Below are 12,141 nucleotides of genomic sequence, written 5' to 3' on the forward strand. Positions count from 1 at the left end.
CCCATGTCCTTTCCCCTCCTGACAGTGACGGCGGCGCTCCCGGCGATCGGCGCGATCGCCACCGCCGCCGTCCCGGCCGCCCGGCGCACCGCGGCCAAATGGCTCGCGCTGGTCGTCTCGCTGGCCACGCTCGTGCTGGCCGGCATCGTCTTCGCCCGCTTCGAACCGGGCGGTGAGCGCTATCAGCTCACCGAGTCGCACGCCTGGATCAGGGACTTCGGCGTCCGCTACGAACTGGGCGTCGACGGCATCGGGATGGCGCTCCTCGCGCTCACCGCGTTGCTGATCCCCTTCGTCATCCTGGCGGGCTGGCACGACGCCGATCCCCTGGAGACGCACTCCTCCCGGTGGCGCCCCACTCAGGGCTTCTTCGCCCTGATCCTGATGGTCGAAGCGATGGTGATCCTGTCCTTCGTGGCCACCGACGTCTTCCTCTTCTACATCCTGTTCGAAGCCATGCTCATCCCGATGTACTTCCTCATCGGCGGCTTCGGGGACCGGGCGCACTCGGGCAGCGACGAGAACGCCGCGGCGCAACGCAGCTACGCGGCCGTGAAGTTCCTCCTCTACAACCTGGCCGGCGGGCTCATCATGCTGGCCGCCGTCATCGGGCTCTACGTCGTCGCGGGGAGCTTCTCGCTCTCCGAGATCGCCGAGGCCCGCGCCAACGGCTCGCTGGACATGGCGACCTCCACCGAGCGGTGGCTGTTCCTCGGGTTCTTCTTCGCCTTCGCGGTGAAGGCCCCGCTGTGGCCGCTGCACACCTGGCTGCCCAACGCCATGGGGGAGGCGACCACTCCGGTGGCCGTCCTGATCACCGCGGTCGTCGACAAGGTCGGCACCTTCGCGATGCTCCGCTTCTGCCTCCAGCTGTTCCCCGAGGCCAGCAAGTGGGCGACGCCGGTGATCATCGTCCTGGCGCTGATCTCCATCGTCTACGGCGCCCTGCTCGCCGTCGGACAGCGCGACATCAAGCGGCTCATCGCCTACGCGTCGATCTCGCACTTCGGCTTCATCGTGCTGGGCATCTTCGCGATGACCAGCCAGGGCCAGTCGGGCGCCACGCTCTACATGGTCAACCACGGGATCTCGACGGCCGCGCTGATGCTGGTCGCCGGATTCCTGATCACCCGGCGGGGCTCGCGGCTCATCGCCGACTACGGCGGGGTGCAGAAGGTGGCGCCCGTCCTGGCGGGAACCTTCCTCATCGGCGGTCTGGCGACCCTCTCGCTGCCCGGCCTCGCCCCGTTCGTCAGTGAGTTCCTGGTCCTGGTCGGAGCGTTCAGCGCGTATCCGGTGGCCGGCGTCATCGCCACCGTCGGCATCGTGCTCGCCGCTCTCTACGTCCTCGTCCTCTACCAGCGGACGATGACGGGACCGGTCAGGGAGGGGATCGGGGGCATGCCCGACCTCAAGGTCCGTGAGCTGGCGGTGGCCCTTCCGCTGATCGCCCTGCTGATCCTCCTCGGCGTCTTCCCGAAGCCGCTCACCGAGGTCGTCAACCCGGCGGTCCAGCACACCATGCACGACGTACAGAAGAAGGACCCCCAGCCCGAGGTGGAGGCCGCCAAGTGAGCGCAACAGCTGTCCACAGCCTGTGGACGACGGCGGGCGAGGTGACATCGGCTGCCCCGGGCGACAAGTTCACCGCGCCGACCATCGAGTACGCCCAACTGGCACCCGTCCTGATCGTGGTCGGTGCCGCCGTCATCGGAATCCTGGTGGAGGCGTTCGTCCCGCGACGGGCCCGCTACACCACCCAGGTGTTCCTGACGGTCATCGCGATCGCCGCCGCGTTCGCCGCGGTGGTGGGGCTCGCCGCCGACGGGTACGCCTCGAAGAACGCGCACATCGCCGCGATGGGCGCCGTCGCCGTCGACGGACCCGCCCTGTTCCTCCAGGGCACCATCCTGCTCGTCTCCATGGTCTCCGTCTTCACCTTCGCCGAACGGCGCCTCGACCCGGCGTCGCACGGCAACCGCGTGGACTCCTTCGCCGCCCAGGCCGGGTCGGTACCCGGCAGCGACGCGGAGAAGGCCGCGGTCAAGGCCGGATTCACCACCACCGAGGTCTTCCCGCTGGTCCTCTTCTCCGTGGCGGGCATGCTGGTCTTCCCCGCTGCCAACGACCTGCTGACGCTCTTCGTGGCGCTCGAGGTCTTCTCGCTCCCGCTCTACCTCCTGTGTGCCGTCGCCCGCCGCAAGCGGCTGATGTCACAGGAAGCCGCCGTGAAGTACTTCCTGCTCGGCGCGTTCTCCTCGGCCTTCCTGCTCTTCGGGATCGCCCTGCTCTACGGATACGCGGGCACCGTCTCCTACGCGGGCATCGCGAACGTCGTCGACGGCAGCGTCCAGGAGATCGACCCGGCGCTCGCCTCCACCATGGGCAACGACGCGCTGCTGCTGATCGGCGCGGCGATGATCCTCATGGGCCTGCTCTTCAAGGTGGGCGCGGTCCCGTTCCACATGTGGACCCCGGACGTCTACCAGGGAGCCCCGACCCCGGTCACCGGCTTCATGGCAGCCGCCACGAAGGTCGCCGCGTTCGGAGCGCTGCTGCGCCTGCTGTACGTGGTGCTGCCCGGCCTCACCTGGGACCTGCGCCCCGTCATGTGGGCGGTCGCGATCGTCACGATGCTGGGCGGGGCGATCGTCGCGATCACCCAGACCGACATCAAGCGGCTCCTGGCCTACTCCTCGATCGCGCACGCGGGCTTCATCCTCGCCGGTGTCATCGCGGCCAGCCCGGAGGGCGTCTCCTCGGTCCTCTTCTATCTCGGGGTGTACTCCTTCGTGACCGTCGGCGCCTTCGCCGTCGTCACCCTGGTGCGGGACGCGGGCGGCGAAGCCACCCATCTGTCGAAGTGGGCCGGACTCGGCCGGCGGTCGCCGCTGACCGCGGCGGTCTTCGCCGTGTTCCTGCTGTCCTTCGCCGGAATCCCGCTCACCTCGGGCTTCTCCGGCAAGTTCGCCGTGTTCAAGGCGGCGGCGGACGGCGGTGCGGGCGGCCTCGTCGTGGTCGGTGTGATCTCGTCGGCCATCGCCGCGTTCTTCTACATCCGCGTCATCGTCCTGATGTTCTTCAGCGAGCCGAAGGCGGACGGTCCCACGGTCGCCGTCCCGTCCCCGCTGACCATGACCACGATCGCGGTCGGAGTCGCCGTGACCCTGGTGCTGGGACTGGCCCCGCAGTACTTCCTCGACCTGGCGAGCCAGGCGGGTGTGTTCGTGCGGTAACCGGAAGAACGCGCTGCGACGCCGGACGGGCCTGGATAGTCAAGCCCGTCCGGCGTTGTCGTAGGCGGCGCCTATGGTTGCCGGTGACGGGTGAAGACGGACGGACGGGCGCGACCATGAGTGTGACGACCGAGAGCGCTGCGCAGCAGACGCTGCACCGGGTGTTCGGTTACGAGACGTTCCGCGGCGAGCAGGGCGCGGTGATCGAGCATGTCGTCGAGGGTGGCGACGCGGTCGTGCTCATGCCCACCGGCGGCGGCAAGTCCCTCTGCTACCAGATCCCCGCCCTGGTCAGGCCCGGCACCGGCGTCGTGATCTCCCCGCTGATCGCGCTCATGCAGGACCAGGTGGACGCCCTGCGCGCGCTCGGAGTCCGCGCCGGCTTCATGAACTCCACGCAGGACTTCGACGAGCGCCGCTCGATGGAGGCCCAGTTCGTCGCCGGTGAGCTCGACGTGCTGTATCTGGCCCCCGAGCGGCTGCGGCTCGACTCGACGCTCGCGTTGCTGGCCCGGGGTGAGATCTCCGTCTTCGCCATCGACGAGGCGCACTGCGTCGCCCAGTGGGGCCACGACTTCCGCCCCGACTACCTGGCCCTGTCCGTGCTGGGCGAGCGCTGGCCCGGCGTACCCCGTATCGCGCTGACGGCCACGGCGACCGACGCCACGCACAAGGAGATCACCCAGCGTCTGGGCATGCCCGACGCCAGGCACTTCGTGGCCAGCTTCGACCGGCCCAACATCCAGTACCGCATCGTGGGGAAGGCCGACCCGAAGAAGCAGCTGCTCACCTTCCTGAAGGAGGAGCACGCCGGGGACGCCGGGATCGTCTACTGCCTCTCGCGCAACTCGACGGAGAAGACCGCCGAGTACCTCTGCCGCAACGGCATCGAGGCCGTGCCGTACCACGCGGGCCTGGACGCCGGGACGCGCGCCGCGCACCAGTCGCGCTTCCTGCGCGAGGAGGGCCTGGTCGTCGTGGCGACCATCGCCTTCGGCATGGGCATCGACAAGCCCGATGTGCGCTTCGTCGCCCACCTCGACCTGCCCAAGTCCGTCGAGGGGTACTACCAGGAGACGGGCCGCGCGGGCCGTGACGGGGCCCCGTCCACGGCCTGGATGGCGTACGGCCTCCAGGACGTCGTCCAGCAGCGCAAGCTGATCCAGGGCAGCGAGGGCGACGAGGCCTTCCGGCGCCGTGCCGCCTCGCACCTGGACTCGATGCTGGCGCTCTGCGAGACCGTCCAGTGCCGCCGGGCCCAGCTCCTGACGTACTTCGGCCAGGAGCCCGGCGAGCAGGCCTGCGGGAACTGCGACACCTGCCTCAGCCCGCCGGAGACCTGGGACGGCACGGTGGTCGCCCAGAAGCTGCTGTCCACCGTGGTGCGGCTGAAGCGGGAGCGGAACCAGAAGTTCGGGGCCGGCCAGATCATCGACATCCTGCTGGGCCGCAAGACCGCGAAGATCATCCAGTTCGACCACGACCAGCTCTCGGTCTTCGGCATCGGCGAGGAGCTGGCCGAGGCGGAGTGGCGGGGCGTGGTGCGCCAGCTGCTGGCCCAGGGGCTCCTCGCCGTCGAGGGGGAGTACGGCACGCTGGTGCTGACCGAGGAGAGCGGCTCCGTGCTCGGCCGGGAGCGCGAGGTACAGCTCCGCAAGGAGCCGAAGAGGCCCACGACGCGGTCCGGCGGGTCGGGCGAGCGCAAGGCCAAGTCCGCAGCCGCGGTGGCCGACCTTCCGGCGGAGGCCGTCCCGGTCTTCGAGGCGCTGCGCGCCTGGCGCGGTGCCCAGGCGAAGGAGCTGAGCCTCCCGGCGTATGTGATCTTCCACGACGCGACGCTGCGGGAGATCGCCGCTCTGCGCCCCACGACCCTGGCGGAGCTGGGCGGGGTCAGCGGCCTCGGCGAGAAGAAGCTCGCGACGTACGGCGAGGGCGTACTGGAGGTGCTGGCGGGGCTGGGAGACACGGCCCCCGCCGCGGCCGCTCCGGAGCCGGAGGCTGCCCCTGCACCGGAGCCGGAGGCTGTCCCCGCACCGGTGGCCCGGGCCTCGGTGCCGGCTGCCCGGCCCGCCGCTACTCAGGACGCCGACCCGGAGTTCGGCTGGGACGAGGAGCCACCGGAGTTCGAGTGAGGTGGACGGCGGACGCGCGTTACCGGGGGTCCGCCGCCCGGCGGCGCGGGGTGATGGCCGTGAGGTCGAGATCGACTTCGAAGGGGACGGAGACCTTCATCCGGTCATGAAAGATCCCGGTGGAGGTGTAGGCACCGGTGGCCGGCTCCAGCTCGAACACGTAGACCAGGGCACGGCCGTCGTGGTTCTCCACCCGCCATAAGTTCGGGATCCTCACCCGGGCGTACTTCACCGGCTTCGTCTCCCGGTCACGGGACCGGGACTCCGGCGAGACGACCTCGATGGCCAGTCGGACGGACCCGGCGGGGAGACGAGTCTGATCCAGGTCCTGAATGACCTCGTCGTCCACGACGATCACATCGGGTTCGGGGCGGTTGAATCGGTCGATGTCGATGGTGAACCGGCCCACCACTTCCAGACCGGGCGGCGCCGAGGACCGCAGCCGCCCCGAGAAGAAGCTGACCGCTGCTGAGTGGAACAGCGTCTGCGGACACGCGAAGACCAGGCTCCCGTCGATCAGCTCCGTGTGCGGAGGCAGATTCGGGAGTGTGTCCAGGTCATCGGCGGTCCAGCCGCCCACGGGCGGAACCGCCCACCGTGGCTCGGGGGCCTCGGGCACGCTGCTCATCAATGCTCCCAGGAGTCTCGCGGGTGCATGCAGAGTATCCGGCGGGAACCGATCAGGGCCGCCGCCCCGACCGGCTCCGTCCGCACCGCGCCCACCGCCCTGGGCGCAGGGGTTCACGGCGAGGCCGTGATCCGGCCGGTGACCTCGCCGAGGCCGACCCGCGTGCCGTGCGGTCCGGGCGCCCACGCCGTCAGGGTGACGGTGTCGCCGTCCTCCAGGAACGTCCGCTTGCCGTCGGCCAGGTCCAGCGGATCGCGGCCGTTCCAGGTGAGTTCGAGCAGGGAGCCGCGCTGGCCGGGCTCGGCGCCGCTGACCGTGCCGGAGCCGTACAGATCACCGGTACGCAGCGAGGCGCCGTTCACCGTCATCTGGGCCAGCTGCTGGGCCGCCGTCCAGTACATGGAGGCGAACGGCGGCTCGGAGACGGGCTGGCCGTTGATCTCCACCGAGATCCGGATGTCGAAGCCGCCCGGTTCCTCGTCGTCCGCGTCCTCCAGATAGGGGAGCAGCTCGAAGTCCCGTACGGGCGGTGCCGTGCGGGCCGCGTCCAGGGCCTCCAGCGGAGTCACCCACGCCGAGACGGAGGTGGCGAAGGACTTGCCGAGGAACGGGCCGAGCGGCACGTACTCCCAGGCCTGGATGTCCCGCGCCGACCAGTCGTTCAGCAGGGAGAGCCCGAAGACGTGCTCGCGGAAGTCACCGAGCGCCACGGGGGAGCCCTGGTCCGAGGGGACGCCGACGACGAAGCCGACCTCCGCCTCGATGTCCAGCTTCACCGAGGGGCCGAAGACGGGAGCGGGGTCGGCCGGCGCCTTGCGCTGCCCGGAGGGGCGCACCACGTCCGTGCCGGAGACGACGACCGTGCCGGCCCGCCCGTGGTAACCGATGGGCAGGTGCTTCCAGTTGGGGGTGAGGGCCGCGCCGTCGGGACGGAAGATCCGGCCCACGTTGGTGGCGTGGTGCTCGCTGGCGTAGAAGTCGACGTAGTCCGCCACCTCGTACGGCAGGTGCAGGGTCACCGTGTCGAGCGGATACAGCAGCGGCTCCAGGTCCGGGCGGTGGGACGGGACCGTCACCCACGCCGTCAGCGCCCGCCGCACATCCCGCCACGCGGTACGCCCGGCCGCCAGCAGCGGCATCAGGCTCGGCTGCGCCAGCAGTCTGGCGTACGGCGAACCGAGCGCGTGTGCCGCCGCACCGGCGTCCAGCACATGCTGTCCGATGCGGACTCCGACCCTTCGGTCCTCGGGGTGTCCGGGGGTGGAGAACACTCCGTACGGAAGGTTGTGCGGGCCGAAGGGATCGCCCTCGGCCAGGTCGAGCGGGCTGCTCTGCTCGGGCATCTGTCGCTGCCCCTTTCCGGTTGCTTGAGGGACACGGTACGTCGCTGCCACCGGTCGGCGGCAGTGCTCAAGTAGGCGTAATGCCCGGAAAGTTACGTGATAACCCTGGTCAGCCCGCCGTGCGGGGGATCCGCTTCTCCCAGGTCCGGTGGAAGACGATCTCCTCGCCGTCCGTGCAGACGACCTCGTTGGACGTGATGAAGTCGTCCGCGTCCGCGCTCGTCTCGGAGTGCGTCTCGATCCGTACGTCCCAGGACATCTCGGGCCGGTGCAGCCGGATCGTCCAGTCCGAACGGGCACGCGCCGACAGCGGGTCGTCCTCCTGGATCGTGTACGTCTCCAGCGCGTCCTCGGTGAACTCGAGACCGTCGGGGTAGACACGTGTGCCGCCGTAACGCGGGTCGACCTCCAGGCGCCATTCGCCCTTGGCGACGTCCCGGATCACCAGACGCTCAGGGCGCTGCTCGTCGAGCGTGACCGGGGTGACCACGCCGAGCGGCTCAGACTGCTCCGGCTCGCCGAAGGTGATGCCCGGGTCCTCGGTGTGCCGGCGAACCGGGAGCTCGACGAGGCTGCCCTCCGCCTCGAGCGTGAAGCCCGCCGAACCGGCCTGGGGCCAGATCCACGGCCAGTACGAGGAGGAGAGGGCGACCCTGATCCGGTGGCCGGGCGGGAAGGTGTGCCCGATGCCGTTCAGCTCGAAGTTCACGTACTCGGTCTCCCCGACGGGCCAGTCCTCAGCGCGGTCGCGCCCGTGACGGGTGGCCAGGTTGAGCGCCCCACGGGTCACCAGGGTGGAGGCCCCGTCCGGGGCCACGTCGCAGAGGCGGGCGATCACCTGGCCGCGCGGTACGTCCATCCGGACCAGGAGTGTCACCCGTGGACGGCCGAGGATCTCGATCGGGGCGTCCTCGACGGGGAACTCGAAGCACACCGATTTGGCGTCCTCGTCCCGCTGGTCGGGCGGCAGGTCGGCGTCGTTGCCGAACGGGAAGAAGCGCCCCGCGTCCAGTCCGGTCTGCTGCGGTGAGCGGACGGTCTGCGCTCCGCCCTCCAGGGCGTACGTCACCGGGGCGACGTTCGCGGACGGCCAGCTCGCGTCGCCGACCCAGCGGCCCGGCAGCGTCTCGTAGGCCGTGGCGGGCGGGTGCGAGCCGCTGATCCAGGACCGCAGCAGGGGCTCGTTCATCACCCCGGTGTCCTCGTCCTTGAGGTGCTGGTCCCACCAGCGCAGCGTCTCCTGGAGGAAGCCGATCGCGGGTCCCGGGGGGAGCCCGCGGTCCGGGTACTGGTGCGACCAGGGGCCGATCAGCCCGCGCACCTGCCCGGGTTCCAGATGCTCGACGAGTCTCAGGACGGTGTCGCGGTACGGGTCGTGCCAGCCGCCCACCGCCAGGACCTTCGCCTTGATCGCGCCGTAGTCCTCGCAGACGCTGCCGTGCTTCCAGTAGTCGTCGCGGGTCTGGTGCGCCAGCCACGTGTGGATGAACGGCTCCACCTTCTCGAGCCGCCGCAGCCACATGTCCCGCCAGTCGTCGCCGACGTCCGCCGGGTCCGGGGGCCGGGAGACGAAGGCCAGCATGGTGGAGGCCCAGGCGTGCATGTCCACTCCGAGGACGGAGCCGCCCATGTAGTGGACGTCGTTGTCATAGCGGTCGTCCGCCGAGCAGACGGTGACGATCGCCTTCAGCGGCTCCGGTGCGAGCGCGGCGATCTGGAGCGAGTTGAAGCCGCCCCAGGAGATGCCGAACATGCCGACCTTCCCGGAGCACCACTCCTGCTGGGCCAGCCAGTGCACGACCGCGACCCCGTCGGCGAGCTCCGTCGCGTCGTACTCGTCGCCAGGCATGCCCTCGCTGTTGCCGTGCCCGCGCACATCGACCCGTACGGAGGCGTAGCCGTGGCCCGCGTACCAGGGATGGCGCTGCCAGTCGCGCGGCGCCGTCCAGTCGCTGAGCCGGTAGGGCAGGTACTCCAGCAGCGCGGGCACCGGTTCGTCGGTGACCGGCCGCCAGATCCTGGCGTACAGCTGGGTGCCGTCCGCCAACGGGATGTAGAGGTCCTCGTGGGTCGTCTCGTACGGGAAATCGGTGCGGATGTGCATGGCGGTACCTCAGTGGACGGGGTGCATGGTGCGCTTGAGCCAGGGAGCGGCGGCGATGACGGCCACACCGGCCGCCACCGCGATAGCGCCATTGACACCGAAGTAGGCGGGGTTGGAGACCTCGCCGTAGAGCTTCACGATCTGTGCCTGGATGCCGTTGGCGAGGGCCAGCGACAGGAACCACAGCGCCATCGTCTGGCTGGCGAACGCCTTGGGGGCGAGCTTGGTGGTGGCCGACATGCCGGAGGTCTCCAGCAGGATGTCGCCGAGGCCGAGCAGCAGATAGGAGCCGACGATCCACCAGGCGGCCATCTTGTACGTGTCGTCGGAGTGCCCCGAGGTGGGGATCACCATCAGGAGGAAGGACAGACCGCCGAGGATCACCCCGATCGCGATCTTGTTCGAGGCGTGCGGCTGGCGCGGTCCCATCCGGGCCCAGAGGGCGGCCACGACGGGCGCCAGCGCGACCTCGAAGGCGCCCAGCGCGGAGGCGTACCAGCTCGCCGGGAAGTGGAAGCCGAAGATCTCCGTGCGGGCGTTCGTCGAGGCGAGCAGCATCATCGTCGAGTACGCCTGGAAGAGGATGAAGTTGAAGACGACCGAGGCCAGGAACAGCACGACGTACGGCCGGAGCCTGCCGCGCTCCTCCGGGGTGACCCGGGGGCTCCTGAACATCACGGCGAAGTACGCGACGGGCGCGATCACCGAGACGAGGGTGAGCACGTCGACGAAACGGTCCATCGTGAGCCAGCCGGCCAGCGCCAGGCCCGTCGCCACCAGGGCGGCCGCGACGACGCCGGCCACGATCGTCAGCACGGCCCGGCGCATCGGACCGGGGGCGAGGGCGTACTCCGCGGTGCGCTTTCGCCCGGCCAGGTGACGCCGGCCCGCCACGTACTGGATCAGGCCGAACGTCATGCCGATCGCGGCGGCCGAGAATCCCCAGTGCCAGCCCGCGTGGTCGCCGAGCCAGCCGGTGACCAGCGGCCCGGCGAAGGCGCCGATGTTGATGCCCATGTAGTAGAGCGCGAAGCCGGCGTCGCGGCGCTGGTCCTCCGTGCTGTAGAGCTTGCCGACCATCGAGGCGACATTGGGCTTGAGCAGGCCCGTTCCCGCGCTGATCAGGCCGAGGCCCACCCAGGTCATCGTGGCGGTCGGCACCGCCATGGCGTAGTGGCCGCAGGCGATGAGCACGCCGCCGTACAGGACGGCGCGGTACGAACCGAGGATCCGGTCGGCCAGCCAGCCGCCCGCGACGGACACGAGGTAGACGAGGGTGCCGTAGGCGGCGGACACGGAGGCGGCGGTGCCCGGGTCCATGCCCATGCCGCCGTCGGAGACCGTGTCGGCGAAGAAGAGGACCAGGATCGCCTGCATCCCGAGGAACGAGAAACGCTCCCATACCTCCAGCCCGGACAGGGTCATCAGACCCCGTGGCTGACCGAAGAAGGCGTGGTCGTCTCCGGGGGGTGGCTGGGCCGGTTCGGTACCGGTCGGGGCGTGGGACAAAGGGACAACTCCTGATCGTATGAGCTGATGCCGAACATACCGGCGGTGGCGGGAAGGCGCCCACGGTGATCCAAAGGGGACCGGATACGCTGAGTTGAGTGAGGACAACGACACATCGACACTCCGTGTGATCGTCAGCAGACAGGAGATCCCCTCGTGACCGTCGTCGGGCCGTTCGGACTGAGCGTGCGGGACCAGGCTCTTGAGGCCGATGTCCAGGCCGGTTTGGCCGCTGTCGAGGCGGGGCTGCTGGATGCCACCAAAAGTGAGGTCCCGTTCATCACGGAGGCCGCGCAGCACCTCGTCAGCGCGGGGGGCAAGCGCTTCCGGCCGCTGCTGGTGATGCTCGCCTCCCAGTTCGGTGACCCCGACGCGCCGGGTGTCGTCCCCTCGGCCGTGGTCGTCGAACTGACGCACCTGGCGACGCTGTACCACGACGACGTGATGGACGAGGCGGACGTACGCCGCGGGGTGGACAGCGCCAACACCCGCTGGGGCAACTCCGTCGCCGTCCTGACGGGCGACTTCCTCTTCGCCCGTGCCTCGCACATCCTGGCCGACCTCGGTCCTGAAGCCGTCCGCATCCAGGCGGAGGCGTTCGAACGCCTGGTCACCGGTCAGATCCTGGAGACCGCGGGCCCGCGCGACGGACGCGACCCCGTCGACCACTACATGGACGTCCTGGGCGGCAAGACCGGCTCGCTGGTCGCCGTGTCCGGCCGGTTCGGTGCCCTGATGTCGGGGGCGGACGAGTCGGTCGTCGACATCCTCACGCAGTACGGCGAACGCCTCGGCATCGCCTTCCAGCTCGCCGACGACGTCCTGGACATCGCCTCCGACTCCCACGAGTCGGGCAAGACGCCCGGCACCGACCTGCGCGAGGGCATTCCCACCCTGCCGGTCCTCCATCTGCGCGCGAGGGCGGCGGCCGAGGGCCGCCCGGAGGACAAGGAGCTCGTGGAGCTGCTCGACGGCGACCTCGGTGACGACGCCCGGCTCGCGGAGGCGCTCCGCGCCCTGCGCGCCCACCCGGCGCTCGAGCAGGCGCGGCGCGACACCGTGCGTTACGCCGAGGAGGCCAGGGCGACGCTGGCACCGCTGCCCGAGTGCTACGCCAAGGCCGCGCTCGAAGAGCTGTGCGACGCCGTGGTGCACCGCGCGGGCTGACCCCCCGAGTCTCCCGTCCGGA

Annotated in this window: 8 protein-coding genes; 4 read left to right on the forward strand and 4 right to left on the reverse strand. The window is 70.2% G+C overall.

The window, feature by feature from the left end; genetic code table 11:
• The first annotated feature begins 3 nt into the window (after positions 1-3).
• The 3 genes from ACIREO_RS10000 (at position 4) to recQ (ending at position 5,368) form a co-directional block, all read left to right on the forward strand.
• The gene (locus ACIREO_RS10000) at positions 4-1,575 is read left to right on the forward strand and encodes an NADH-quinone oxidoreductase subunit M (protein ID WP_404107112.1); all 1,572 of its coding nucleotides are present in this window, start codon (positions 4-6) and stop codon (positions 1,573-1,575) included.
• Positions 1,572-3,236, forward strand: coding sequence for an NADH-quinone oxidoreductase subunit NuoN (gene nuoN, locus ACIREO_RS10005; RefSeq protein WP_404107114.1), 1,665 nt, complete (start codon positions 1,572-1,574; stop codon positions 3,234-3,236). The genes ACIREO_RS10000 and nuoN overlap by 4 nt, the downstream gene beginning before the upstream one ends.
• 116 nt (positions 3,237-3,352) lie before the next feature.
• Complete coding sequence (recQ, locus tag ACIREO_RS10010) at positions 3,353-5,368, forward strand: DNA helicase RecQ (RefSeq protein WP_404107115.1); 2,016 nt, start codon at positions 3,353-3,355, stop codon at positions 5,366-5,368.
• Between the two features lie 19 nt (positions 5,369-5,387).
• On the opposite strand, the gene ACIREO_RS10015 is transcribed toward recQ, so the two are convergent.
• The 4 genes from ACIREO_RS10015 to ACIREO_RS10030 all read right to left on the reverse strand — a co-directional run bounded on the left by ACIREO_RS10015 (position 5,388) and on the right by ACIREO_RS10030 (position 10,952).
• On the reverse strand, positions 5,388-5,996 hold the full coding sequence (locus ACIREO_RS10015) for a Uma2 family endonuclease (RefSeq protein ID WP_404107117.1): 609 nt from the start codon (positions 5,994-5,996) through the stop codon (positions 5,388-5,390).
• A 113-nt stretch (positions 5,997-6,109) separates the two neighbouring features.
• Positions 6,110-7,339, reverse strand: a complete 1,230-nt coding sequence (gene fahA / locus ACIREO_RS10020; RefSeq protein WP_404107118.1) for a fumarylacetoacetase — start codon at positions 7,337-7,339, stop codon at positions 6,110-6,112.
• A gap of 109 nt (positions 7,340-7,448) precedes the next feature.
• Positions 7,449-9,443 carry a CocE/NonD family hydrolase gene (locus ACIREO_RS10025; protein WP_404107120.1) on the reverse strand — a complete coding sequence of 665 codons (1,995 nt, stop codon included), beginning with the start codon at positions 9,441-9,443 and terminating at the stop codon, positions 7,449-7,451.
• A 9-nt stretch (positions 9,444-9,452) separates the two neighbouring features.
• Positions 9,453-10,952, reverse strand: a complete 1,500-nt coding sequence (locus tag ACIREO_RS10030) for a peptide MFS transporter (RefSeq protein WP_404107122.1) — start codon at positions 10,950-10,952, stop codon at positions 9,453-9,455.
• Positions 10,953-11,108: 156 nt separating this feature from the next.
• On the opposite strand from ACIREO_RS10030, the gene ACIREO_RS10035 reads away from it, so the two are divergent.
• On the forward strand, positions 11,109-12,119 hold the full coding sequence (locus ACIREO_RS10035; RefSeq protein ID WP_404107123.1) for a polyprenyl synthetase family protein: 1,011 nt from the start codon (positions 11,109-11,111) through the stop codon (positions 12,117-12,119).
• Positions 12,120-12,141: the final 22 nt, after the last annotated feature.

It is taken from the genome of Streptomyces sp. NPDC102441 (assembly GCF_044765585.1).
In the GTDB taxonomy this organism is placed as follows: Bacteria; Actinomycetota; Actinomycetes; order Streptomycetales; family Streptomycetaceae; genus Streptomyces.